The 26,716-nt window shown below is 67.3% G+C and carries 13 protein-coding genes and 2 pseudogenes; 7 read left to right on the plus strand and 8 right to left on the minus strand.

Annotated elements, in window-relative coordinates:
• Positions 1 to 30: 30 nt before the first annotated feature.
• Positions 31 to 777, plus strand: coding sequence for a hypothetical protein (locus BM252_RS30210; protein ID WP_139236547.1), 747 nt, complete (start codon positions 31 to 33; stop codon positions 775 to 777).
• 151 nt (positions 778 to 928) lie between these two features.
• On the opposite strand, the pseudogene BM252_RS16805 reads toward BM252_RS30210, so the two are convergent.
• A pseudogene (locus tag BM252_RS16805) lies at positions 929 to 1,960 on the minus strand (IS630 family transposase).
• 499 nt (positions 1,961 to 2,459) lie between these two features.
• On the opposite strand from BM252_RS16805, the pseudogene BM252_RS31710 reads away from it, so the two are divergent.
• Positions 2,460 to 2,610, plus strand: a pseudogene (locus BM252_RS31710) (phosphoserine phosphatase SerB); the annotation flags it as partial.
• Positions 2,611 to 2,638: 28 nt separating this feature from the next.
• Here BM252_RS31710 and BM252_RS30220 read toward each other — a convergent pair.
• From BM252_RS30220 to BM252_RS16825, 3 genes are all read right to left on the minus strand, one after another.
• On the minus strand, positions 2,639 to 3,412 hold the full coding sequence (locus tag BM252_RS30220) for a hypothetical protein (RefSeq protein ID WP_139236549.1): 774 nt from the start codon (positions 3,410 to 3,412) through the stop codon (positions 2,639 to 2,641).
• A 426-nt stretch (positions 3,413 to 3,838) separates the two neighbouring features.
• A complete protein-coding gene (locus BM252_RS16820; RefSeq protein WP_093388820.1) occupies positions 3,839 to 5,299 on the minus strand; it encodes a serine hydrolase domain-containing protein in 1,461 nt (486 codons plus the stop codon).
• Between the two features lie 187 nt (positions 5,300 to 5,486).
• On the minus strand, positions 5,487 to 6,992 hold the full coding sequence (locus BM252_RS16825; protein WP_093388821.1) for a peptide MFS transporter: 1,506 nt from the start codon (positions 6,990 to 6,992) through the stop codon (positions 5,487 to 5,489).
• A gap of 315 nt (positions 6,993 to 7,307) precedes the next feature.
• Between BM252_RS16825 and ppnN the strand changes: the two genes are divergently transcribed.
• Positions 7,308 to 8,678 (plus strand): nucleotide 5'-monophosphate nucleosidase PpnN, encoded by a 1,371-nt coding sequence (ppnN, locus tag BM252_RS16830; RefSeq protein WP_093388822.1) that lies wholly within the window; start codon positions 7,308 to 7,310, stop codon positions 8,676 to 8,678.
• A gap of 172 nt (positions 8,679 to 8,850) precedes the next feature.
• Here ppnN and lysS read toward each other — a convergent pair whose 3' ends face one another.
• The 3 genes from lysS to prfB all read right to left on the minus strand — a co-directional run bounded on the left by lysS (position 8,851) and on the right by prfB (position 12,218).
• Positions 8,851 to 10,386 (minus strand): lysine--tRNA ligase, encoded by a 1,536-nt coding sequence (gene lysS / locus BM252_RS16835; RefSeq protein ID WP_093388823.1) that lies wholly within the window; start codon positions 10,384 to 10,386, stop codon positions 8,851 to 8,853.
• A gap of 26 nt (positions 10,387 to 10,412) precedes the next feature.
• Complete coding sequence (locus tag BM252_RS16840; protein WP_093388824.1) at positions 10,413 to 11,111, minus strand: HAD family hydrolase; 699 nt, start codon at positions 11,109 to 11,111, stop codon at positions 10,413 to 10,415.
• A gap of 2 nt (positions 11,112 to 11,113) precedes the next feature.
• Positions 11,114 to 12,218 (minus strand): peptide chain release factor 2 gene (prfB, locus tag BM252_RS16845; RefSeq protein ID WP_139236553.1). Its coding sequence is split into 2 segments (ribosomal slippage): positions 11,114 to 12,136 and positions 12,138 to 12,218, totalling 1,104 coding nucleotides; the frame shifts between segments, so codons are not numbered across the junction.
• A gap of 200 nt (positions 12,219 to 12,418) precedes the next feature.
• Between prfB and BM252_RS16850 the strand changes: the two genes are divergently transcribed.
• Positions 12,419 to 14,434, plus strand: a complete 2,016-nt coding sequence (locus BM252_RS16850) for a bifunctional 2',3'-cyclic-nucleotide 2'-phosphodiesterase/3'-nucleotidase (RefSeq protein ID WP_093388843.1) — start codon at positions 12,419 to 12,421, stop codon at positions 14,432 to 14,434.
• On the plus strand, positions 14,431 to 15,087 hold the full coding sequence (locus tag BM252_RS16855; RefSeq protein WP_245774303.1) for a tetratricopeptide repeat protein: 657 nt from the start codon (positions 14,431 to 14,433) through the stop codon (positions 15,085 to 15,087). Before BM252_RS16850 ends, BM252_RS16855 begins: the two co-directional genes overlap by 4 nt.
• A gap of 46 nt (positions 15,088 to 15,133) precedes the next feature.
• Here the strand turns inward: BM252_RS16855 and BM252_RS16860 are convergent, their stop codons facing one another.
• Positions 15,134 to 15,514, minus strand: a complete 381-nt coding sequence (locus tag BM252_RS16860) for a VOC family protein (protein WP_093388827.1) — start codon at positions 15,512 to 15,514, stop codon at positions 15,134 to 15,136.
• Positions 15,515 to 15,905: 391 nt separating this feature from the next.
• On the opposite strand from BM252_RS16860, the gene BM252_RS16865 reads away from it, so the two are divergent.
• On the plus strand, positions 15,906 to 17,612 hold the full coding sequence (locus tag BM252_RS16865; RefSeq protein ID WP_093388828.1) for a ShlB/FhaC/HecB family hemolysin secretion/activation protein: 1,707 nt from the start codon (positions 15,906 to 15,908) through the stop codon (positions 17,610 to 17,612).
• Between the two features lie 105 nt (positions 17,613 to 17,717).
• The coding region (locus BM252_RS16870; protein WP_093388829.1) for a two-partner secretion domain-containing protein at positions 17,718 to 26,716 on the plus strand (8,999 nt) is incomplete at its 3' end.

Genomic DNA, 26,716 nt, shown 5'->3' on the forward strand with positions numbered 1-26,716 from the left:
ATCTCTTACATGTCCTTTAACGGGGGAGAAATGACTGCCAATCAAAAGAAGATTCTGTTCGGTACTACTATGCTGATAGTATCTGCGTTAGCAATACGTTACTTGCTGGCACCGCAAGCAATCGCCGAGAACCCGCCCATGCCAGCGCCGACGCCCGATCTCTACGGCTGTGTGGCGCCACCATCAGCGGTCTTCACTAAGCTCGGGGTGGACATCTCGGTCGCCTCCGCAAGCTACTCGAAACTGGTTTTGGGGAAAATTGACGTCAAGACTGACCCGGGTGTCATCGATCTTGTTGGTAAAGCATCTCGTGAGGCAACTGTTCGGGACTACCTTCGCTGCCTCGCAGTAGCGAGGGACAAGTTCACACTAGAACAAGCTTCGTACACTGATCGATTCAATGCATTCATGGCCACTAACCCGACTCCAGACCAGTTCATCCAATGGCAGAAGGAAAATCCTTTCCCAAGAACGCTAGTTGTCACAACGCCTACTGTGGTGGCGTGCAGTCGTCTAAGCGTGACTGCCGAGTGGCAAGGTGTGTCCTCTCCGGAACAGAAACAGTCCTGCGAGTATTCGGCGCCACCGAACTGCACAATTATCTCGACATCTATTCAACCCCACAGCGACAGTAATGGATCGAATGCCGTCAGCGTGGCCCCTGACAGTCGATCTCTCAAGGCAACGGTCACTGCGCGACCCCACGGCTCTTTCGCAGATCGGAAGCGTGGATGGATCGATATTACGGTGAATGCGTCTCTGCGCTGCGAGGCGTAAGAGCGCCCTATGCCTCAATTCTTTCTGGTCGATGGCGAGCGCCAGGAGGAATGGCGGCTGTTAAATTGCACTGGAATCTGACCCGCCTTCCCACAAATTTGCAACGGAATTTGCCTCACGTTACTAACCTTCTAGAAAGTAAAGTAAGCACTCAGGCGGCGTAGCAGCATTCCTGTTGCTGAAAGAACGATTTGACCATCGCCGGCAATTTCTGATTACGGCGCAAGGCGCCGAGGGCGAGTTTTTTCATCCCGTCTTTGTCTTGCACGAATTGCTTGCTGACCTGGCGCTTCACGTGTACCCATACCTACTCGTCGGGATTGAGATGCGGCGAGTACGGCGGCAGGTAGAACAGTTTGAGTGCGCCGTCGAGGCTATCGACGTATTGCCTCATGAGCTTGGCCTTGTGAATGGTGTGGCCGTCCACGACAACGAACACGGGCTTGCTTGCTCCGACCATCAAGCGCTTGAGAAACTCCTTGAACACGGCCGCGTCCACGGTGCCCTCATGAATCATGAAACGAAAGTCGCCGCGCGGGCTCACCGCCGAAATCATGTTGAAGGAGAAGCGGCGCCCGGTCACCTCGACGACCGGCGTTTCGCCAACCGGTGCCCAGGTGGTGCCGGTATGGTAGTCGGAACGGATGCCGGCCTCGTCGGCGAAGTAGATGTTGGCGCCGGCGGCCTTCGCTTCGGCCTTGATGGCCGGATAGGTCTCGGCCTCCCACTTCTGGACCAGCAGCGGATCCTGCTGCCAGGCCTGATACAGCGGCTTCTGCACAGAAAAACCCAGCAGCTTCATGACGCGCCGGACCGACTCCAACGACAAGGACTTACCGAACTGGCGGTTGATCAATTCGCGCATCAGCGACAGCGTCCACAGGCCAAACTCGAACTTGAACTGTTGCGGCGTCTTGTTCTTCACGGCCTGCGCAATCCACCGCATTTCCTCGGCACTGACCTTCGGCGGTCGGCCCGGGATGGGCTTGGCGAGCAAGGCGTTCTGGCCGCCTTCGGAAAACTTGGCCAGCCACCGGAAGATGGTGGTGACACTCAAGCCGTAGGCGGCGGCCACGCTCGCCGCCGTCTGGCCTTCGCGCACCGCTTTGATCGCTTGTTGGCGCATGACCTGGAGCGTGTGATGGTCCAGTTTGCGGCCGTCAGAAGTTCGTTTGCATTTCATACCGCTATTATGTTACAAACTTACTTTACTTTCTGGGTGGTTGGTGGTGGCGCAATTCCACCTTTCTCATCGGCAGGAGATCGGAGTGATCACGTGGCGCTATTGGGAATTATTCGACGCTGGCACCTTCGTGACCAGATACCATTTCGAGAAATTGCCAGACGACTCGGTATCTCACGTAGTGCTGTCCGATCCTATTTGAGGGTGGAAACTACAGAGTCCTTCTATGCGGAGCGGCGATCAGTGCGGCTATCTAGCTGGCTCAAGGCTGAGACAATAAACGAAAGCGTAAAGCCTGCACCGTCTGGACACTGAAAACCACGTGTCGCAAAGTAGGCCCGACTACATTGGTGTCGACTATCATGGAGAGTGGAGTTGAATACGGCAGGCGCCGGCGCAGCACGAACTACCCGCTGGAGTTCAAGCGGGAGCTGGCGCACTAGGCATGCGATTCGGCGATCTTGGTAGCGCGGCTGGCCCTGCAGCACAATCTGAACACGAATCCATCGTCATGGGCGGCGGTGCCAATGACCTGAAGATGATGGACATCGCCGGCATGTCCGTGGCGTTCCGCGCCAAGCCCCGTAGTGCACAGACAGCCCACCGTGGCGCTCAGTTTCGTGGGCCTGAACGCGATCCTGAACCTATTCGCCTGGGAGCCCCGGCCAACCCGGCGGGCTATTTGGCAGACCCCGCCGCTGCCTCGGCGCGGGTGGCCGCGGCTTCCGCACGGGTGGCCGCCAGTTCTACTTCCTTCAGTCTCTCATCCGCCGCATCCTGCGCTTCCTTGCTTGCGGCTTGGGCCACCTTGCGCGCCGCATCCGCCGTCCTGCGTTCGGATTCGGCTTCGTTCTTCAATGTCTTCAGCGTGATGAGCGAAGCCGCAGCTTGTTCCTGTGCGTCTTGCGCTTCCTTGGCCGCGCTGACCGCCTTGGCCACGTCGACGTTCGGACTCTTGGCGATTTCGTCCGCGATCAATTTCGCGCTTACCCCGAGCAATTCGGAAAACATCTTTTCGTAGCTTGGCTGGTCGATCGCGGAATTCAAGTGGGCTTGGCACAGGTTGTAGACTCCGTCCCGGAACAGCTGCACGCCCTGCGAGCGGGTGAACATCGATTTGGCCGTCGTGATCAGTTCGCGCGCCGCTTCGGCGCTCACGCCTTGCTTGCTCTTGTCCCGCGAGGCGTCCGCGCGTAGCGCCGCTGTCAGCGAGCTGGCGATGCTCTGGGTGCTGTCCGGCGGCGGCTCGGCGCAGAAAGTCGAGTTGTAGCCGGGATTGTCCGGGTGCTTGTCTTCGTACTTCTTCTTTGTCACCACCATGCGTCGCTCCGCCACGGTGGCGAAGGTACCGAGGACGCCGGCGTGATCTTCGATCACAGGTTTTTCAATGGGCGGCGTGAGGAAGGAGCAGCCGCACAGACCTGCTGCGAGGACACCGAGATAGCTTCGCATGATGCATCTCCTGAATGATGCGCGCCGTTCGCACCGGCCGGCGTTGCCGATGACGTCATCTTAGACCAACGCCGCCGTAGGCTGCCAGAAAAAGCCAGAAAAAGTGCGAACATGATAAAAATACAACACCCGCCGCCATTGCAGCTGGCTCCGCTTGCGAAATCACTACGGCTGTGCTGCCAGCGAGATGGGCAAGCACGAGTAAAAGTAAGCGTCTGCCCGGGAGGCGAATAAAGCGGGAAGAAACACCTACCGCTTCGCCTTTCACGGGGGGGGGGGGGGCGCGGCGCTGCGTCCTACTAGTGAGCTTGAATAATTACACTTGCTGCATCGTGGATTGGCGAAAAAACACCATCATCATCGTCACCGAACGGCTGCATGCTCATCCCCGCATGCGCCTGCCTGCCAAGGGACCGGCCCACCGATCTACTCCAGTAGTTTCAAGCGGTCTATCGCTTGTTGATTCCCTGGGTTGAGTTCCAGGGAACGACGGTAGTGTCGGATCGCCAGCTCTTTGGCCGAGTCCGCTTCATACGCCTCGGCCAGACTGTCGTGCGCGTTGGCGCTGTCGGGATAGCGTTGCGCCGCGAGGGCAAGCACCGCGATGGCCGACTTGGTCTGGCGCTGGGCCAACAGGCGATAGCCCCAGCCGTTCAGGGCGCCGTCGCTGGGCGCGGAAACGGCGTATTTTTCCGTCACCTGGCGCAGTTTCTGGTCGATATTGTCGAAGCTGGCGGCGCCGAACTGTTCGCGCAGGCGGTACAGCGCGTAGCCGCCGCCGTTGATTTTCCTGAGCGCCGGCACGTAATAGCCGGCCACCGTGTCGATCAACTGTTCCGGTTGGCCGCCGGCCAGATTGCTCAGGATGATGATCGCCAGGTCGTCGTCGGGGTAGACGTAGAACGCGGAACGGCCACCGCCGATGCCGGCCACGGCGCGGTGCTCGCCGCGACGGATCGCCGGCCAGCCCATGGCCCACGGCGCCGGCTTGCCATCCGAATACACCGACGGCTGCCACAGCTGGCCGAGGCTGGCGGGCTTGAGCAAACGGCCTTGTTGCAGGGCGACGATCCATTTGGCCAGCTCTTGTGCGCTGCTATTGATGCCGGCGCCGGTGCGCATGCTCGGCGTGAAGTCTTCGATCACGTTCTTCAGCGTTGTGCCGTCGCCCGCCAGACGATACGAGTTGGCCTTGTTCTTGATGATGTCCAAGCTGTCGCCAAAGCTGGTGTTCGGCATGCCGACCGCGTCGAACTGCTTGCGCTGGATGAACTGGAGGAAGGGCTCGCCGCTCAGCCGGTCGATGATTTTTCCCAGCAGCAGATAGTTGGTCTGGTTGTAGCTGAAGCGCTGGCCGGGCGCGAACTCCATCGGCAGCTTTTGCACGGCTTTCCAGGAGGCTTCCGGGCTGCCCGCGATCAAACCAGAGGTGCGCTGGTCCAGGATGTCGGGAAGGCCGGAGGTGTGGGCGAGCAGCTGCGCCACGGTGACGGCTTGCCATTCGGCCGGCAAGTCGGGCAGGTAGTGCGCGGCCGGCGCCTGCAGCTCGAGCTTGCCCTGTTCCACCAGCTGCATGACGGCCACGCCGGTGAACGATTTGGTGGCGGAGTTGATCGAGAACACGCTGGCGTCGGTGACTGGCACGCCGTACTGGAGGCTGGCGACGCCGAACGCCTTCGACAGCACGACCTTCTGCTTCTTGACGACGACGATTTGCAGTCCCGGAATGTGGCGCTCCCGCATTTCACTCCGGATGAACTCGACGACGGCTTTGCCGGTCCGGGCATCGGCATCGGCGTGCGGCGTCGGGGCGGCATCGACCGAAGCACTGAACAGCAAAACCGTTGTCGCACTGAGTAGTAACCGGAGTGTGCCTGGAGTCCGCATGGCGTCGCTTTCTGTGAGGGGATGGGATCGTTCGGGGCGGCCGCGCCCAGCGCCGCTGGCGAGCCGAGGCAAGAATAGCCTATCCGGAATAGATGGTCGAGAGAAACGTTAATGTAATCGCCATGCCGGAACGAAAAAACGGCGGCCCACTCGCGCGGGCCGCCGTTTTACGTTGACGCTGGAAGGATTACTTCACGCCGTGCATCAGTTTATTGATCAGCGGGGCGATCAGGAACAGCAGCACGCCGGCGCCCAGCAGCGAGTAGAAGCCGAAGGTGTAGCCGGTCAGCGCCGACTGCACCGACATGCCGGTCTCGCCGGAGACGACGGAGGCGAAGATGCCCGACAGGTTGTTGCCGATGCCGGTGGAGAGGAACCAGCCGCCCATGCCCAGGCCGACCAGGCGGGTAGGGGCCAGTTTGGTGACCATCGACAGGCCGATCGGCGACAGGCACAGCTCGCCGATCGACTGGATCACGTAGACCATGAACAAGGTCCAGAACGGGATCTTGTTGTTGCCGTCAACCAGGCTCGACAGGGCGAACATCAGCAGGCCGAAGGCGATGGCGTTGCCGATCAGGCCGATGCCGAACTTGCGCGGGATCGAAGGGTTGGCGTTGCGCTTGCCCAGCATGACCCAGACGGCGGCGACGACGGGGGCGAAGGCGATGATGGCGATCGAGTTGACGCTCTGGAACCAGGCGGTCGGGAAGTTCATGAAGCCCAGGTCGCGGTTGACGATGTTGTCGGCCAGGAAGGTGAACGAGCTGCCGGCCTGTTCGAAGAACATCCAGAACATGATGTTGAAGAAGAAGATCAGCAGCATGGCGATGACCTTGTCGCGGGCGACCTTGCCGTTCTTGATGCCTTCGATCATCAGCATGACGGCCAGGCCGATGAACAGCACGCTGAGCACGCCTTGCAGCTTCTGCGCGCCGACGGCCAGCAGGAAGTAGAACACCGGGATCACGCACAGCGCGCCGAGGGCGACGTAGACGATGCGCATCGGGTTTTGCGCCTCGGGGGCGGGGGCGCCGATGCCTTTCAGCGCGGAGCGGCCGATGGCGAACCAGACCAGGCTGATCAGCATGCCGATGCCGGCCGAGATGAAGACGATCTTGTACGAAGGCATGGCGCTGGTGCCGAAGATCTCTTCGGCCAGCAGCTGGGTGAAGATCGGCGCGAGGAAGCCACCGACGTTGATGCCCATGTAGAAGATGGTGAAGCCGGAGTCGCGGCGCGTGTCGGCCAGCGAATACAGTTTGCCCACCATGGTCGAGATGTTCGGTTTGAACATGCCGTTGCCGACGATGATGGTGGCCAGGCCGAGGTTGAACAGGTCGCGGTTGGGGATGGCGATCATGAACAGGCCGGCCGCCATGAAGGTGGCGCCGACCAGGATCGAGCGCTGGTAGCCGAGCACACGGTCGGCCACGTAGCCGCCGAACAACGCGGCGGCATACACCAGCGCGAGGTAGGAGCCGTAGGTCAGATTGGCCGAGGCTTGGCCGGCCGCGTCGCCGCCGAAGAACTGGGTGACGATGTACAGCACCAGGGCCCAGCGAATGCCGTAGAACGCGAAGCGTTCCCAGAATTCGGCCATGAACAACATCCACAGCGGACTGGGGTGTCCCAGGATCTGCTTGAACTCGGGGATGGCGACTTCCGTGTTAGGGGTGGTAGCACCGCTCATGCGGGTTCTCCTGAAAAATTATTATGAAATAGAGTTTTTATGGGGGACCGCTGGTAAAAACGTGCCTGAGCAAGTCCGCTTATGACGGGCCCGGTTCCCAATAGGCGAGCATTTTAATCTACAAAACGTTGCCGACACAGCTTTTGGCGGCGGCCCTGCGAAAAAGTATCGTTTGTGCTAGAGAAGCGGTCCGCTGCGCCGGGTGGTGCGAATGTGCAATCTCCGGCCCCAAACGGGCTGAGTTGTCGTATATTGGCATTGCAAGCGTGGGACAAATACAAGTGTTGGAATGAACTGAATAAGGATTTCTGTACTATGGAACATGACGTTGTCGATACCCTGATCGCGCCCGAGGGCCAGCTGGAAGTGCTCTCCAAAGCCGAGGTCAACAAGCTGCTCGATACTAGCCAGGGCGGCCTCTATAATATGTTCCGCAATTGCGCACTGGCCGTGCTCAACTGCGGCAGCACTATCGACGATGGAAAGGAACTGCTGGAGCGCTACAAATCGTTCGGGATCAGCATCGTCCAGCGCGAGCGCGGCATCAAGCTCGACATCAAGGGCGCGCCGGGCATCGCCTTCGTCGACGGCAAGATGGTCAAAGGAATCCACGAGCACCTGTTCGCCGTGCTGCGCGACATCGTCTTCGTCAGCAACGAGGTGACCGACAATCCGAAGTTCGACCTCGACGGCACCGAGGGCATCACCGACGCCGTCTTCCACATCCTGCGCAACGCCAACGTGTTGAAACCGCTGCTCAACCCGAACCTGGTGGTGTGCTGGGGCGGCCACTCGATCAACCGCGCCGAGTACAACTACTCGAAGGAAGTGGGCTACCAGATGGGCCTGCGCGGCCTGGACATTTGCACCGGCTGCGGCCCGGGCGCGATGAAGGGACCGATGAAGGGCGCCACCATCGGCCACGCCAAGCAGCGTTTGCAGACCGGGCGCTACCTGGGCATCTCCGAGCCGGGCATCATCGCCGCCGAGTCGCCCAACCCGATCGTCAACTCGCTGGTTATCATGCCGGACATCGAGAAGCGGCTGGAGGCCTTCGTGCGCACCGGCCACGGCATCGTGGTGTTCCCCGGCGGCGCCGGCACGGCCGAGGAGATCCTCTACATCCTGGGCATCCTGCTGCATCCGGACAACGTCGAGATCCCGTTCCCGCTGATCTTCACCGGGCCGGAAAGCTCGCGCGAGTACTTCGTGCAGATCAACCAGTTCATCAGCGACACGCTGGGGCCGGAGGCGCAGCAGCGCTACAAGATCATCATCGACGATCCCGAGCTGGTGGCGCGCGAGATGCAGGCCGGCATCAAGCAGGTGCGCGAGTTCCGCAAGTCGCGCGGCGACGCCTATTATTACAACTGGCTGCTGAAGATCGACCACGAGTTCCAGCGCCCGTTCGCGCCGACCCACGAGAACATGCGCAACCTGAGCCTGCACAAGAACCAGGAGGTGCATTTGTTGGCGGCGAACCTGCGCCGCGCCTTCTCCGGCGTGGTGGCGGGCAACGTCAAGGACGAGGGCATCCGCGCCATCGAGAAGTACGGCCACTTCGAGATCCACGGCGACGCCGCGATCATGGGGCCAATGGACGCGCTGCTGGCCTCCTTCGTGGTGCAGCATCGGATGAAGCTGGCCGGCAAGGCCTACACGCCTTGCTACCGGGTGATCCAGTAGGCTTGGCGTTGGCGGAGTTTTACCCCGGAACCGCAGGGGTCTGACCCCGTACGGGGTCAGACCCCGGGCATGCGCCTCGGGGTGTCGGTGAGGCCCCGCCGTCCCGTGCAGGAATGAAAAAAGCCGCCCGGCTTCGCAGTCGGGCGGCTTTTCTTATGGCTGACGCCAGCGCTTACTCTTCGCGGCGCAGGTGCGGGAACAGCAGCACGTCGCGGATGTTGGGCGAGTCGGTGATGATCATCATCAGGCGGTCGATGCCGATGCCGCAACCGCCGGCCGGCGGCATGCCGTATTCGAGCGCGCGGATGTAGTCGGCGTCGTAGAACATCGCCTCCTCGTCGCCGGCGTCCTTGGCGGCCACCTGGGCCAGGAAGCGGGCCGACTGGTCCTCGGCGTCGTTCAACTCGGAGAAGCCGTTGGCGATCTCGCGGCCGACCATGAACAGCTCGAAGCGCTCGGTGATGCCGGCCACGGTGTCGGAGGCGCGCGCCAGCGGCGACACTTCGACCGGGTAGTCGATGATGTAGGTCGGTTCCCACAGCTGGGCTTCGGCGGTCTCTTCGAACAGCGCCAGTTGCAGCGCGCCCAGGCCGGCGGTGGCGAAGGGCTTGACGCCGAATTTCGCCAGCTCGGTCTTGATGAACTCGGCGTCGGTCAGCTGTTCGGGCGTGTAGCCGGGCGCGTACTTGTTGATCGCCTCGACGATGGTCAGGCGGTGGAAGGGCTTGGCCAAGTCCAGCTCGCGGCCGCCGTAGGTCAGCGTGGCGGTGCCGTGGGCGTCGATGGCGGCCTGGCGGATGACGGCCTCGGTGAAGTCCATCAACCACTTGTAGTCGGTGTACGCCGCGTAGAACTCCATCATGGTGAATTCGGGGTTGTGACGGATCGACACGCCTTCGTTGCGGAAGTTGCGGTTGATCTCGAACACGCGGTCGAAGCCGCCCACCACCAGACGCTTCAGGTACAGCTCGGGCGCGATGCGCAGGAACATTTGCATGTCGAGCGCGTTGTGGTGGGTGGTGAAGGGCTTGGCCGCGGCGCCACCGGGAATGGTGTGCAGCATCGGCGTTTCCACTTCCATGAACTCGTTCTTTTCCATGAAGCGGCGGATCGAGGAGATGGCGGCGGTGCGCGCCTTGAAGGTGCGGCGCGTTTCCTCGTTCATGATCAGGTCGACGTAGCGCTGGCGGTACTTGGTCTCCTGGTCGGCCAGGCCGTGGAACTTGTCGGGCAGCGGACGCAGCGACTTGGTGATCAGGCGCAGCTCGCTAACCTTGATGGTCAGTTCGTCGGTCTTGGTCTTGAACAGGGTGCCGGTGACGCCGAGGATGTCGCCCAGGTCGTAGTGGTGCAGCGCGGCCATGGCGGCTTCGCCGGTCAGGTCGAGCGTGGCGTAGATCTGGATGCGGCCGTCGGCCTTGGCGCCGGAGGCGTCCTGCAGCGTGGCGAAGGCGGCCTTCTTGCCGGCTTCGCGCTTGAGCATCATGCGGCCGGCCAGCACCACGGTGATCGGCTCGGCTTCCAGCTCTTCGCGGCTCTTGCCGGCGTACTGCTCGTGCAGGGCGGCGGCCTTGTGCTGCGGGCGGAAGTCGTTGGGGAAGGCGATGCCTTGCTCGCGCAGGGTGGCCAGCTTGACGCGGCGCTCGGCGATGATTTTGTTTTCGTCCGGCGCTGCCTGCGCTGCTGCTTGATCTTGTTCCGTGGTCATGGTGTGTGCTTGGTTGAGGTGAGTATTTAAATGGTGGACGCGGTGGCGGCGAAGTCGGCGCCCAGGCCGAACAGCTGCTCGACGTCGAGCTCGCTGAAGTCGCGCGCGACGCAGATCACGTTGTCGAATTCGGCGAAGGCCTCGGCCGGCAGGGTGGTGGTGAGCACCACCGCGCGCATGCCGGCGCGGCGCGCCGCCTCGACGCCGAGCGGGGCGTCCTCGAAGACGATGCTGTGCTCGGGCGCGGCGCCGCAGCGCTGGGCCGCCAGCAGGAACACGTCCGGGTTGGGCTTGCCGCGGGCGACGTCGGCGGCGCCGACGACGGCGTCGAAGTGGCCGCGCAGGGCCAGGCCGTCGAGCGTGAAGACGATGTTGTCGTTGGGCGCGGCGGTGGCCACGGCCAGCGCCACGCGGCGGCTTTTGGCCGCCGCGATCAGCGCGTCGAAGCCCTTGACGGTGGCCCGGTGGGGCGCGTACAGCTCGCGGTACAGCGATTCTTTTTCAAAATCCAGCAGCGCGCTTTCTTCCTTCGTCAGGTGGCCGCCCAGGTAGTGGGCCATGATCTCGTGGCCCTGGCGGCCGGCCGTGGCGCGGAAGAACTCGTCGGCGTCGACCGTGTGGCCGCGCCGTTCGAAGAAGGCCAGCCACGACTTGGTGTGGAAGGCCATGTTGTCGACGATGGTGCCGTCCATGTCGAAGATGAATGCGCGCTGTGCTTGGGTCATCGTTATACGCCTTGCTTGAGGGATGCGGAGATGAACTCGTCGAGGTCGCCGTCCAGCACGCCCTTGGTGTTGCCGGTCTCGAAGTTGGTGCGCAGGTCCTTGATGCGGGACTGGTCCAGCACGTAGGAGCGGATCTGGTGGCCCCAGCCGACGTCGGTCTTGGAGTCTTCCAGCTTCTGCTGCTCGCTCATGCGCTTGCGCAGCTCGGCCTCGTACAGCTTGGCCTTGAGCATTTCCATCGCCTCGGCGCGGTTGCGGTGCTGCGAGCGGTCGTTCTGGCACTGCACGACGATACCGGACGGCATGTGCGTCAGACGCACGGCCGAGTCGGTCTTGTTGATGTGCTGGCCGCCGGCACCGGAGGCGCGGTAGGTGTCGACGCGCAAATCGGCCGGGTTGATCTCGATGTCGATCGAATCGTCCACTTCCGGATACACGAACAGCGAGGTGAACGAGGTGTGGCGGCCGTTGGCCGAGTCGAACGGCGACTTGCGCACCAAACGGTGCACGCCGGTCTCGGTGCGCAGGAAGCCGTAGGCGTGGTCACCCTCGACCTTCAGGGTGGCGGTCTTGATGCCGGCCACCTCGCCGTCGGACTGCTCCATGATCTCGACCTTGAAGCCCTTGCGTTCGCAATAGCGCAGGTATTGGCGCAACAGCATCGAGGCCCAGTCCTGCGCCTCGGTGCCGCCGGCGCCGGCCTGGATGTCGATGAAGCAGTTGTTCGGGTCCATCGGATTGTTGAACATCCGGCGGAACTCCATGCCCTCGATGACCTTCTTGATGTCCTCGACGTCGACGATGATGGCTTCCAGCGTGTCGTCGTCCTGCTCCTCGCGCGCCATGGCGAACAGGTCTGCGGTGTCGCGCAGGTCGGCGTCGGCCTTGGTCAGGGAGAAGACGATCGACTCGAGCGATTTCTTTTCCTTACCCAGGTCCTGGGCGCGCTTGGGATCGTTCCAGACGGTCGGGTCTTCTAATTCTTCGTTGACTTGTTCGAGTTTCTCTGACTTGGTATCGAAGTCAAAGATACCTCCGTAGTTCGGCTTCGCGGGTCGTCAGATCGGCGAGCAGGGCGGAGAGGGCGTTGATGCGTTCGGCTTCCATGGCTTATCTTTTCTATGCAGAAATCAAACCCTAGATTATACGCGAGCGCGCCACTGCCGGGGGCGCCGCCGTGCAAGCTGTTTCAACGGGCGATGCGCCAGGCTTGTGTAAAAACCAATGCCGGGCTCGACAGAACGAACTTGATGCGGCGGGCGGCACTGCGTATCATGCTGCTACTCAAGAATCCGCCCTGTCCGTTCATGCGCCCCAGCCCAAGCCGCACTGTTCTGCCCGTTTTGCTCGCCGCCGCCTTGTCCGCCTGCGCCGGGCAGCCGCGCGCGCCGGCGGCCGGCAGCGAGGCCACGCTGGCCCTGCTCGAAACCACCGACCTGCACGCCACGGTGCTCGGCTACGACTACTACAAGCTCAAGGCCGAGCCGGCCATCGGCCTGGAGCGCACCGCCACGCTGGTGCGCCAGGCGCGCGCCGAGTTCGCCAACACGCTGTTGCTCGACAACGGCGACGCCATCCAGGGCAGCGCGCTGGCCGACTACCAGGCGCTGGTGGCGCCAGTGCCGTGCGAGCGCGCGCTGGCGATCTACCAGGCGATGAACCTGCTCGGCGTGGAGGGCGGCGGCATCGGCAACCACGAGTTCAACTACGGCCTGGCCTATCTGGGCCGGGTCACCGGCAGCCGCTTCGAGGTGGACGGCGTCGACGCCGCCGCGCCGCGCTGCGCCGGGCCGCAGTTCCCGCTGGTGCTGGCCAACGTCTACAGCGGCAAGACGCGGCGGCCGCTGTTCGAGCCCTACCGCATCATCGACAAGCGGGTGCGCGCCAGCGGCCCGGACGGCCGGCCGGTCGATGCGGTCGTCAAGGTCGGCATCATCGGCTTCGCGCCGCCCGTCATCCTCGACTGGGACAAGCACTGGCTGGCCGGCCGCGTCTACACCGAAGGCGTGCGCGAGACGGCGCAGAAGTACATTCCCGAGATGCGCGCGCGCGGCGCCGATTTGATCGTGGCGATCTCGCACGGCGGCCTGGACGACAGCCCCTACGATCCGGCGATGGAGAACGGCAGCTATCACCTGGCCCAGGTGGCCGGCGTCGACGCGCTGCTGATCGGCCATTCGCACCAGCTGTTCCCCAACGCCGCCAGCACGGTGCCGCAGTTCAACCTGCCCGGCGTCGACAAGGTCAAGGGCACGGTGCACGGCGTGCCGACGGTGATGGCCAATTTATGGGGCAAGCACCTGGGCGTGATCGGCCTGCGCCTGCGCCACGACGGCAAGACCTGGGTGGTGGACAAAACGCGCACCACGGTGGAGGCGCGCGCCATCCAGAACGCCGACCGCAGCTTCGTCGCCGCCGATCCGGCCTTCGCCGCCCTGGTCGCCGCCGAGCACCAGGCCACCATCGCGTATGTCAAGACGCCGATCGGGCGCAGCGACTTCCGCATGTCGACCTATTTCGCCGACGTCGGCGACGCCAGCGCGATCACCTTGGTGAACCAGGCGCAGGGCGCCTACCTGGCCAACTACATCAAGGCCAACCTGCCGCAGTACGCCGGGCTGCCGGTGCTGTCGATGGCCTCGCCGTTCAAGACCGGCGCGGCCGGCGTGGGCGATTACACCGACGTGGCGGCCGGCGCGGTGGCGCTGAACAACGCCGCCGACCTGTACCTGTATCCGAACGCGCTGTACGGCGTGAAGGTCAACGGTGCCGAGCTGACCGCCTGGCTGGAGAAGGGCGCCGAGCGCTTCAACCGCATCGACCCGACGCAGACGGCGCTGCAGGAGCTGGTCAACAGCGCCTTCGCCGGCTTCAACTTCGACATGCTGACCAGCGCCGACGTGCGCTACCAGATCGACGTGACGCAGCCGGCCGGCCAACGCATCCGCGACCTGCGCTATCGCGGCCAGCCGGTGATGGCGGCGCAGGAGTTCCTGGTCGCCACCAACAACTTCCGCGCCAGCGGCGGCGGCGGCTTTCCCGGCCTGGACGGCAGCAAGACCGTGCTGGCCTCGCCGGACAACAGCCGCGACGTGCTGATCGCCTACATCCAGGCGGCCAAGGAGCTGAAGCGCGCCGAGCACGGCGCCAGCCGCAGCTGGCGCTTCGCCCGCACGACGACGCGCGGGCCGGTGGTGTTCCACTCGGCGCCGGGCATGCTCGAACTGGCGCGCGACGCGGGACTGGACAACGTGTCGCTGCTGCGCGCCGACGACGGCGGCGGCAAGGGCTTCGCTTTGTACACGGTGGACCTGTCCAAATGACGCAGCCGATGCCGAGCCAAGGAGGGGGCGCGACAAGCCGCCGGGCGATGGCGCCGGCGGCCCGCCGCGCCGTCGCGGCGCTGGCCCTGCTGGCTGCGCTGGCACCGGCGTCCGCCAGCGCCGCAGGCGGGGCGCAGCAGTCCAGCGCCGTGGTCGGCGCCGCGCCGTCAACCAATGGCGCAGGAGGCGTCCTGGCCGCCGCAGCGCTCGACCAGGCCAAGCAGTATTTGCGCGGCACCCCGGCCATACCGGCCAACTGGCCGAAGGCGCTGGCCTTGTTCGGCGGCGCGGCCAAGTCGGGCGACCCGGCGGCGGCCTATTATTTGGGTCTGATGTACCGCAACGGCATGGGCGTGGCGCGCGACAGCCGGACGGCGGCGCGCTGGCTGGAGTTCGCCGCCAACCGCCAGGTGCCGGCGGCGATGTTCGTGCTGGCCAACCTGCTGCTGGTCGGCGAGGGAGTGGCACGCGACGAGCTGGCGGCGCGCCGCTGGATCGAGAAGGCGGCCGACCTCGAGTATCCCGAGGCGGTGATGGCCATGGCGCTCGGTCTGCGCGACGGCTCGATGGGCTTCGAGCGCAACGAGGCGCTGGCCGAGGTGCAAATGCGCGAGGCCGCCCACGCGCTGCGCCACCGCCGGCCGGAACCCTGATGGCGGCACCGCTCCGCCAGTCTGGCCAGCGGACAGCGCCGGAGTACTAGGCCAGCGGGCGGTTGATGACGGCCTCGATGTGGTGGCCGTCCGGGTCGACCAGGAAGGCGGCGTAGTAGTGGTCGCCGTAGTCCTCGCGCAGGCCGGGCGCGCCGTTGTCCTTGCCGCCGACGCGCAGCGCTTCGGCGTGAAAGGCGTCCACCGCCGCGCGCGTGGGCGCGGCGAAGGCCAGGTGGAAGCCGGCGCCGGGCGGCGTGGCGTCGGGCCGCAGCTTCAGGCACAACAGGTCCTTGTCTTCCTCCAGGCCGTAACCGGTGGCGGTGTCGTCCTCGAAGACGCGGCGGAAACCGAGCGCGCCGAGGGCGGCGTCATAGAATTCGCTGGCCAAGGCCAGGTCGCGGACGCCGATGGAGATGTGGTGCAGCATGTTGTTCCCGAGTGTGGTGTAAGAATCGGCGAATTATAGCGGCGCGGGCGCCACAACAGTGCAAAAATACCAATTTCATTGGAAATACTCCTTCAAAGAAACATTGTTGAAAATTCCAGTAGAATTTGTGCCGGGACTTCACACCAAGCCACCGGCGCGGCCACACCGTTCGCGCTGTGGAGTTCGCTCATTTGCCTGGGTTTTGGCTTGGTGCATCTGCTGGGCGTGGCGCAGGGGTGGCAGCGGCTGTGAGGGCGCTGCGGGCAGCTTGCCGAAATTAGAGGCATCCTGTCAAATATGACAGGAATTAAGGCAAATCAAATAATTGATATTGCCCCATGGAAATTAATTGTATACACTCCAACGCAATTAATAATTCCGCAAGGCAATAATGCAACACCCAAGTAAACTGCTGTACAGCGTAGCTTTGCTGTCCGGCATCGCCAGCGCCCAGGCGCTGGCCCAGGTTTCACCGGACATCGCCGCCCAACAATTGCTGCGACAACAACAAAAGGAGCGGGCCCAGAGCGAGCAGGCGGCCGAGGGCCGGCCGGACGTGCGCCTGCCCCGGCCCGCCGCCACGGTCGCCGCCGGCTATCCGCCGGACGAGTCGCCGTGCTTCCCCATCCACCACATCGTGCTGCGCGGCGACGAGGCGGCACGCTTCGACTGGGCGCTGGCGGCGGCGCGCGACGCCAACGGCCGGTGCCTGGGCACGGCCGGCATCAACACGGTGATCGGCAAGGTGCAGAACGCGCTGGTGGCCGCCGGCTACGTGACCAGCCGCGTGCTGGCGGCGCCGCAGGACCTGCGCGCCGGCGAGCTGGCCTTGACGCTGGTGCCCGGCCGCATCCGCGCGATCCGCTTCGCCGCGCCGGCCGAGGGCGCCGCCCCGGCGCGCGCCTCCTACGCCACGGCGCTGCCGGCGCGGCCCGGCGACCTGCTCAACCTGCGCGACATCGAGCAGGCGCTGGAGAACTTCAAGCGGGTGCCCACGGCCGAGGCGGACATCGAGATCGTGCCCGGCGAGCAGCCCGGCGAAAGCGACCTGCTGATCAAGTGGCGGCAGGCCTTTCCGGCCCGGCTGAACCTGTCGGCCGACGACAGCGGCAGCGACAGCACTGGAAAATACCAGGGCGGCGCCACGCTGTCGCTGGACAATCTGCTGGGCTGGCAGGAGCTGTTCTACGTCAGCGCCAACCGCGACCTGGGCGGCGCGCGCCAGCGCGGCCGGCACGGCACGCGCAGCTACGCGCTGCACCTCTCGGCGCCGTTCGGCTATTGGCTGCTGTCCGGCACCGCCAACGACTACCGCTACCACCAGGCCATCGCCGGCGCCAACCAAACCTACATCTACAGCGGCAGCAGCCGCAATGTCGAGCTCAAGCTGGCGCGCGTGCTGTACCGCGACGCGGCGCGCAAGAGCGGCCTGGCGCTGCGCGCCTACCAGCGGCGCAGCGCCAACTTCATCGACGACACCGAGGTGCGGGTGCAGCGGCGCCAGATGGGCGGCTTCGAGCTGGGCCTGACGCACAAGGAGTTCATCGGCGACGCCACGCTCGACGCCAACCTGCTCTACAAGCGCGGCACCCACGCCTTCGGCACCCTGCCGGCGCCGGAGGAGGAGTTCGACGAGGGCACCTCGCGGCCGACGCTGGTCAGCGCCGACGCCAGCCTGGCGCTGCCGTTCGGCCTGGCCGGCGCCAAGCTGCAGTACCAGGCCAACTGGCGCGCGCAATGGAACCGCAGCACCTTGATCCCGCAGGACCGCTTCGCCATCGGCGGCCGCTACACGGTGCGCGGCTTCGACGGCGAGACCAGCCTGTCGGCCGAGCGCGGCTGGCTGCTGCGCAACGAGCTGAGCTGGAACCCGGGCGGCGGCGCCCAGCAGCTCTACCTGGCGCTGGACTACGGCCAGGTGGCCGGCCGCAGCGCGGCGCTGCTGGCCGGCACCAGCCTGGCCGGCGCCGCGCTGGGTTGGCGCGGCCAGTCGCACGGCCTGCAGTATGAGCTGTTCGCCGGCAAGCCGGTGCGCAAGCCGGAACACTTCCGCAGCGCCGCCGTGGCCGGCGGCTTCAGCCTGAACTACGCCTACTAGCCACGGCCAGCACTCCGCGCACATCCGGCATACCCACCACATCGATTAATCCCGCCGGCGGCACTGTGCCGCACGGCCCCCGCGCTTGAACGCAATGGAACCGACATGAACAAACTTCGCTATCGCATCATCTTCAACAAAGCCCGTGGCATGGTCATGGCCGTGGCGGAAAACGCGCGCAGCAGCGGCAAGGGCATGGGCGAGGGCGCGGCGGCGTCGGGTGGCGCGCCGGGCGGCCCGGCCGGCGCACTGGCGACGCGGCTGCGCGCGCTGGCGCTGGCGCTGTTCGGCGTCTTCGGCCTGAGCGGCCTGGCCGCCGGCATGGCGGCGGCGCAGATCGTCGCCGATCCCGCCGCCGCCGGACGCCAGCAGGCCACGGTGCTGAACGCCGCCAACGGCGTGTTGCAGGTCAACGTGCAGACGCCCAGCGCGGCCGGCGTGTCGCGCAACGTCTACAGCCGGTTCGACGTGCCGAAGACCGGCGCGGTGTTGAACAATTCGCGCACGCCGGTGCAGACCCAGCTCGGCGGCTGGATCGACGGCAACCCCTGGATGGCCCACGGCAGCGCCCGGGTGATCCTCAACGAGGTCAATTCCAGCGCGCCCAGCCAGTTGCGCGGCTACATCGAGGTGGCCGGCAGCCGCGCCGAGACGGTGATCGCCAACCCGGCCGGCATCGTCGTCGACGGCGCCGGCTTCATCAACGTCAGCCGCGCCACGCTGAGCACCGGCGCGCCGCTGCTCAGGGACGGCGCGATCGACGGCTACCGCGTGCAGCGCGGCGAGATCAGCATCCAGGGCGCCGGGTTGGACGCGCGCCAGACCGACTACACCTACCTGATCGCCCGTTCGCTCAGCGTCAACGCCGGCCTGTGGGCGCAGCAATTGACGGTGCTCAGCGGCGCCAACCAGGTCGACGCCGCGCAGGGCGCCACGGCGCTGCCGGCCGCCGCCGAAGGCGTGGCGCCGCGCTACGGCGTCGACGCCAGCCTGCTGGGCGGCATGTACGCCAACAAGATCACCCTGGTCGGCACCGAGGCCGGTGTCGGCGTGCGCAACGCCGGCAGCATCGGTGCCGGCGCCGGCGAGCTGGTGGTGACCAGCGAGGGACGCCTGGAGAACAGCGGCAGCCTGGCGGCCAGCGCGCTGCTGCAGGTGCAGACGGGCGGGGGCATCGCCAACAGCGGCAAGATCGACGGCGCGGCGGACGTCACGCTGCGCAGCGGCGGCGCGCTGGCCAACAGCGGCGTCGTCAACGCCGGCAAGACCCTGGCGGTGGAATCGGCGGCCGAGCTGGCCAACAGCGGCACGCTCAACGCCCAGGCCTTGCGGGCGCGCGCCGCCAGCGTGCGCAACAGCGGCATGCTCAACAGCGCGAGCACGGCCGAGTTGACGACGCAGGGCGATATCGACAACGCCGGCGGCACCATGCAGGCGCGCAGTTTCGCGCTGAGTAGCGCGGCCGGCGGTTTCAACAACCAGGCCGGCAAGTTGCTGCAGAGTGGAGGCGCGGCGCTGGCCGTGCAGGCCGCCAGCGTGCTGAACACCCATGGCGGACAAATCGGCGCGCCGGCTGCGGCGGCCGCCGACGGTGGCGGGACCGGCGCCGGCACGGGCACAGGCACGGGCACGGGCACAGGCACAGGCACAGGCACAGGCACAGGCACAGGCACAGGCACAGGCACAGGCACGGGCGCGGGAAGCGGCACAAACGCGGGCGACGGCGGCGCCGGCACCGACCCTGCGACGCCGGCCAAGCCGGCCGACGGCGCGGCCGTGCCGCCGACGCCGGCACCTGAACCGGTGGCGGACGGCACGCTGCGCGTGGCCGGCGGCATCAACAACGACGCCGGCCAGATCGTCGCCGGCGGTGCCGTCGCGCTCGACGCGGGCGCGCTGGACAACGCCGGTGGCCGCCTGAATGTCGACAAGCTGACCCTTCGCGGCGCCGACTTCGGCAACCGCGACGGCCAGATCAACGTGGCGCACGACTTCAGCGCCCGCGTCGACGGCTTCGACAACCACGCCGGCCGCCTGCTGGTGGGCGGCACCCTCGACGCCCAGGTGGGCCGGCTCGACAACAGCAAGGGCTTGATTCAGGCGGCTTGGCTCGGTGTCCAGGTCGGCGGCGCGGCCGACAACAGCGGCGGCGTGCTGCGCCAGACCGGCGCCGCCGCCGACGCCCCCACCGGGGCGGGCGCGGCGCGGCTGAGCGTGGGCGGCGCGCTCGACAACCACAGCGGACTCATCGAGACGGCCGCCGGCCTGACGCTCAACAGCGGCAGCATCGGCGGCGCGGCCGGCAAGCTCACCGTGCTGGGCGACCTGCACCTGGCCAGCGGCGCCACCAGCGCGCGCGACGGCGTCTGGCAGGTGGGCGGCGACGCCACGCTGCGCACCGGCGCCTTCGACAACCACGGCGGCACGCTGACGGCGGGCCGCAACCTTGGTCTGGACAGCGCCGCGCTGGACAACCAGCAGGGCAAGATCGTCGCCAGCGGCGCGGCCACGGTGGGCGCCTCGGGCGCCGTCGACAACCACGGCGGCGTGGTGCAGGCCGGCGCGGCGCTGCAGTTGAGCGCCGGCGGCAAGCTGGACAACCAGGGCGGCGTGCTCGAGGCGATTGGCGCGGCCGCCACGCTGGGTCTGCGGGCGGCGTCGCTGGACAACAGCGGCGGACGCATCGTCAACGCCGGTGGCGGCGACGCCAGCGTCGCCAGCCGGGGCGAGATCCTGAACAGCGGCCTGATCGGTGCCAACGGCCGGCTGGCGGTGGCCGCCGCGACACTGGACAACCAAGCCGCCGGCAACGTGCTGGCCGGCGCCGACCTGTCGCTGGCAGTGCGCGAGCAACTGGACAACCGGGGCAACATCGGCAGCGGCCACGACCTCGACTTCCTGCAGGCCGGGGCCCAGCTCAACAACAGCGGCCAGATCATCGCCGGCCACAACCTCGAGGTGGCCGTGGCCGGCGTCAACAACGACGCCGGCCGCCTCCTCACCGCCGACGGCGGCAGCGGCGACCTGCGCCTGAGCGCGGCGTCGATCAGCAACCATGGCGGCGTCGTCGTGGCCGACCGCGACGCCACGCTGAACGCCACGGCGGGCAAGCTCGACAACCAGAACGGCGTGCTGCAGGCGCGCCGCGACATCGTCGTCGACGCGGCCGGCGCCTTGCTCAACCGGGGCGGCCTGGTCGAGACGACGGGCGGCGCCAGCCAACTGCGGCTGCATGCCGGCTCGATCGACAACAACGCCGGGCGCATTGTCAACAGCGGCAACGGCGCCACCGAGATCGGCGCCAGCAGCATCGTCAACGGCGGCCAGATCAGCGCCAACGGCGACCTCGACCTGGTCGCCGACAGGCTGAGCAACGACGGCCTGCTGAGCTCGTTGCAGCGGATGGACCTGGCCGTCAGCGGACGGCTGGACAACGCCGGACTGATCGACAGCGGCGGCGCCATGCGGCTCGGCGCGGCGACGGCCGAGGTCGACAACACGGGCCGCGTCTTCGCCGGCGGCGACGCCACGCTGCTGGCGCGCACGCTGCGCAACAGCGGCCAGATCGCCACCGTGGCCGGCAGCGGCGCCGACCTGGCCATCAGCAGCGCGACCCTGGACAACCAGGGCGGCAGCATGATCGCCAGCGGCAGCGCCGGCCTGACCGTGGCCGACACCGTCAACAACGCCGGCGGCACCCTGCAGGCCGGACGCGACCTGCGCATCACCGCCGGCGGCGCGCTCGACAACAGCGCCGGCCTGATCGAGGCGGTCGGCGCCGACGGCGCGCTGGCGGTGGCGGCCGCCACCATCATCAACGCCGGCGGACGCATCGTCAACGCCGGCGGCGGCGCGAGCAGCGTCAAGGCGGCCGGCTACCTCTACAACAGCGGTCTGATCGCCGGCAACGGCACGCTCAGCCTGAGCGCCGCGCTGGCCGTCAACAGCGCCAGCGGCGCCATCGTCTCGGGCCAGGCGCTCGACCTGACGCTGGGCCAACGGCTGGACAACCAGGGCAACATCAACAGCGGTGCCGCGCTGCACATCGGCAGCGGCGCCGGCGGCGTGGTCAACGCCGGCAAGATCGTCGCCAAGGGCCAGCTCGGCGTCGACAGCGCCGGCCTGCTCAACAACGACGGCGGCCAGATCGCCACGCTGAAGGGCGGCGGCGGCGACATCGCCATCGCCAGCGGCGGGCTGAGCAACCAGAACGGCCTGATCCAGGCCGACCGCAACGCCCTGTTCACCATCAACGGCGCCGTCAACAACGCGCAAGGCACGCTGCAGGCCGGGCACAATCTGGCGCTGACCGCCACCGGCGCCCTTGACAACCACAACGGCCTGGTCGAGGCGCGCGCCGCCGACGCCACGCTGGCCGTGCGCGCCGCCGACATCGACAACAGCGCCGGGCGCATCGTCAACGTCGGCGCCGGCAACGCCGCCGTGGCCGCCAGCGGCGCCATCCTCAACGGCGGCACCATCGCCGGCAACGGCGCGCTGGCGCTGGAGGCGCGCAGCGTCGACAACCGCGCCGGCGCCAGCATCGCCGCCGCCGGCGCGCTGACGCTGGGCGTGGCCGAGCAGCTCGACAACCTCGGCCGGATCGACAGCGGCGCCAGGCTCGACTTCAGCCAAAGCACGGCGCGCGTCAACAACGGCGGCCAGATCTTCGCCGCCGGCGCGATGCGGCTGGCCGCGCTCAGCTTCAACAACGACGGCGGCCGGGTCGCCACGCTCAAACAGTCCGGCGCCGACATCGCGCTGGCCGGCGGCAGCCTGAGCAACCGGGGCGGCAGCATGCAGGCCGACCGCGACATCGCCTTCGCGCTTGCCGAGGGGCTGGACAACAGCAAGGGCACCATCCAGGCGGGCCGCGACGTCGGCATCGCCGCCGCCGGCGCGTTCGACAACAGCGCCGGCCTGGTCGAGGCGTCCGACGCGGCCAGCCGGCTGCAAGTGCGGGCCGGCAGCCTGGCCAACATCGGCGGGCGCATCGTCAACGTCGGCGTCGGCGCGGCCAGCGTCGGCGCCGCCGGCGAGCTGCTCAACAGCGGCACCATCGCCGGCAACGGCGCGCTGGCCGTGGCGGCGGCGACGCTGCGCAACAGCGCCGGCGCCGGCATCGCCGCCGGCGCCGGGCTGGCGCTCGACGTCGGCCAGCGGCTCGACAACCAGGGCGACATCAGCAGCCGCGCCGAGCTCGGCTTCGCGCAGGCCACGGCGCTGGTCAACAACAGCGGCAACATCGTCGCCGGTGGCAAGGCCAGCCTGCTGGCCGGCAGCTTCAACAACGACGGCGGCCACGTCGCCACCGTGCGCGGCTCGGACGCCGACCTGACGCTGGCCGCGCACAGCCTGAGCAACCGCGGCGGCAGCATGCTGGCCGACGGCGCCGCCGCCTTCACGCTGGCCGGCGCGCTCGACAACACCGGCGGCACCGTGCAGGCGCAGCGCGCGCTGGCCTTGGCGGCCGGCGGCGCGCTCGACAACGGCGGCGGCAACATCGAGGCGGCCCTGGCCAACGCCACGCTGGACTTGCGCGCCGGCAGCATCGCCAACAACGGCGGACGCATCGTCAACGTCGGCGGCGGGCACGCCAGCGTGGCGGCCGACGGCGCGCTCGACAACGGCGGCCTGGTCGCCGGCAACGGCGCGCTCGACGTCGCCGCCCAGAGCCTGCTCAACCGGGCCGGCGCCACCATCGCCTCGGGCCAGGCGCTCGACCTGGCGCTCGGCCAGCGGCTCGACAACCTGGGCGCCATCCACAGCGGCGCCACGCTGGACTTCAGCCAAACCACGGCGCAGGTCAACAACAGCGGCCAGATCGTCTCGGCCGGCAAGGCCAGCATCGCCGCCGGCGTGTTCAACAACGACGGCGGCCAACTGCTGACACTGAAGGACTCCGGCGCCGCCATCGCCCTGCGCAGCGCCAGCATGAGCAACCGGGGCGGCAGCGTGATCGCCAGCGGCGACGCCGGCCTGGACATCGCCGGCGCCTTCGACAACAGCCACGGCACTTTGCAGGCCGGCAAGGACCTGGCGGTCGCCGCCGGCGGCGCGCTGAACAACAGCGCCGGCCTGCTGGAGGCGGCCTCGGCCGCCAGCAGCCTGAGCGTGCAGGCCGGCGCCGTCGACAACACGGCCGGCCGCATCGTCAACGTCGGCAGCGGCGCGGCCACGGTGGGCGCGCGCACCAGCCTGCTCAACTCCGGCACCATCGCCGGCAACGGCGCGTTGGCGCTGGCCGCCGCCACGCTGGACAACCAGGCCGGCGGCAGCATCGCCTCGGCCGGCGACCTGCTGCTGGACGTCGGCCAAGGGCTAGCCAACGCCGGCGCCGTCAGCAGCGGCGGCCGCCTGGACTTCGCCCAGGCCACGGCCCAGGTGGCCAACCGGGGCACCATGGTCTCGGTCGGCCGGGCCACGCTGCTGGCCGGCGCCTTCAACAACGACGGCGGCCAGATCGCCACCGCCCGCAACGGCGGCGCCGACATCACGCTGAGCAGCGCGAGCCTGAGCAACCGGGGCGGCAGCATGCTGGCCAGCGGCGACGCCGTGTTCAGCGTCGCCGGCGCCGTCGACAACAGCGGCGGCACCCTGCAGGCCGGCGACAGGCTGAGCCTGGCGGCGGCCGGCACGTTGAGCAACAACGGCGGCGTCGTCGAAGCGCTCGGCGCCGGCGCCACGCTGGACCTGCAGGTGGGCGCGCTCGACAACGGCAGCGGCCGCATCGTCAACGTCGGCCACGGCGCCACCCGCGTGGCCAGCCAGACCGGCCTGAGCAACCACGGCACCATCGCCGGCAACGGCAGCCTGGAGCTGTCCGGCCAGACCCTGTTGAACGGCGCCGACGGCAAGCTGGCCGGCGCCGGCAGCGTCGAGCTGGCCTTCGGCCAGCGGCTCGACAACCGGGGCAGCGTGAGCAGCGGCGGCACGCTCAACTTCAACCAGAGCGGCGCCAGCTTCAACAACAACGGCAGCATGGTGGCCGGCGGCCAAGCCAGCTTCGCCGCCGCCAGCTTCAACAACGACGGCGGCAGCATCGCCACCGCCACCGGCTCCGGCGCCGCCATCAGCGTGCGCGCCCAGAGCGCGAGCAACGTCGGCGGCAAGATCCTGGCCAGCGGCGACGCCAACCTCGACAGCGGCGGCGCCTTCGACAACAGCCGGGGCACGGTACAGGCCGGCGGCGACCTGCGGCTGAACGCCGCCGGCGTGTTGAGCAACGACGGCGGCGCGCTCGAGGCGCTCGGCGGCGCCAGCGCGCTGCGGCTGCAGGCGTCGAGCATCGACAACGGCAGCGGGCGCATCGTCAACGTCGGCAGCGCCGACACCACGCTGCTCGCCGACAGCGCCATCACCAGCGGCGGCGGCATCGCCGCCAACGGCAAGCTGGAACTGCGCGCCCAGACCTTGCAGAACCGCAGCGGCGGCAGCATCACGGCGGTGGGCGACATGGAGCTGGCCATCGCGGCCCAGCTCGACAACGCCGGCGCCATCAGCGGCGCCGCCGGCGTCCGCTTCGACCAGGCCGCCGCGCGCCTGAGCAACAGCGGCCAGATCCTCGCCGGCGGCGCCGCCACCATCGTCGCCGACAGCGTCAACAACGACGGCGGCCAGATCGCCACGGCCAAGGACTCCGCCGCCGACCTGCTGCTCACCAGCAAGGACTTGAGCAACCGGGGCGGCAAGATCGTCGCCGACGGCAAGGCCGTGCTGGCCCTGGCCGGCAAGCTCGACAACGCCGGCGGCACCATCCAGTCCGGCCGGGACCTGCAACTGGACGTCGCCGGCACGCTGGGCAACGACGGCGGCGTGATCGCCGCCGTGGGCGCCGCCGCCGCGCTCAGCGTGAGCGCGCAGCGCATCGACAACGGCACGGGCCGCATCGTCAACCTGGGCGCCGGCGACACGCTGGTGGCCAGCAAGACCGAGCTGAACAACAACGGCACCATCGGCGGCAACGGCAAGCTCAAGCTGTCGACGCCGACCCTGCGCAACGGCGCCGGCGGCAGCATCGCTGCCGGCCTGGCCATGGAGCTGGCCGTCACCACGCTGCTCGACAACCAGGGCAAGATCAATAGCGCCGGCACGCTGAGCTTCAAGCAGGCCGGCGCCAGCCTGAACAACAGCGGCAAGATCGTCTCCGGCGGCCACGCCGAGATCGCCGTCAAGCAGATCAACAACAACGGCGGCACCCTGGGCACCGGCGCCGACGCGCAGGCCGACCTGGCCTTGCGCACCGAGCAATTGAGCAACGAGGGCGGCCACATCACCACCGGCCGCGACCTGAGCGTGACGACCAAGGCGATGCAGGGCATCGGCGAGCTGTTCGGCGGGCGCGACCTGGCGCTGAGCATGGACGGCGACTACACCCAGGCCGGCGGCCAGCAGTTCCGCGCCAACCACAACCTGAGCCTGAGCGTGAGCGGCGACATCGTCAACCAGGCCAAGTTCGAGGCGGTGGGCCAGCTCACGCTGTCCGGCCGCAACGTGACCAACAACGCCGGCGCCGTCATGCAGGGCGACAAGGTGGTGGTCAAGACCGCCGGCAACCTGGGCAACGCCGGCGAGATCAAGGGCAGCACGTCCGTCGAGCTGAGCAGCGGCGGCACCATCGACAACAGCAACGCCGTCGTCGGCGGCAAGCTGCTGCTGACGGCGCAGAACCTCAACAACAGCGGCGCGGCGGCCCTGCTGGGCGCCAGCGGCGCGGAGATGCGCCTCAACGTCGCCGACCAGCTCAACAACACCGCCGGCGCCACCATCTACAGCGCCGGCTCGCTGACGGTGGCCGGCGGCGCGGGCGGCGGCGCCGTCGGCCTGGTCAACAACGTCTCCTCGACCATCGAGGCGGCCAAGGACCTGACCCTGAACGCGGCCAGCCTCAACAACATCCGCGAGAACATCACCGTGGAAAAGGTGCAGACCGTCGACGAGACCAAGGAGATGGTGCTGCCGAGCTGGTACCACCATGGCAACAACCCCAAGTACTACGACACCAACTCGTCCAACTACCAGCCGCACGAGGTCTACTTCGTCGACCCGGCCGACATCCTGGAAAACGCCACCTACATCACGCCGGACGGCAACACCATCGGCCG

The organism is Rugamonas rubra, assembly GCF_900114705.1.
Lineage (GTDB): Bacteria > Pseudomonadota > Gammaproteobacteria > Burkholderiales > Burkholderiaceae_D > Rugamonas > Rugamonas rubra.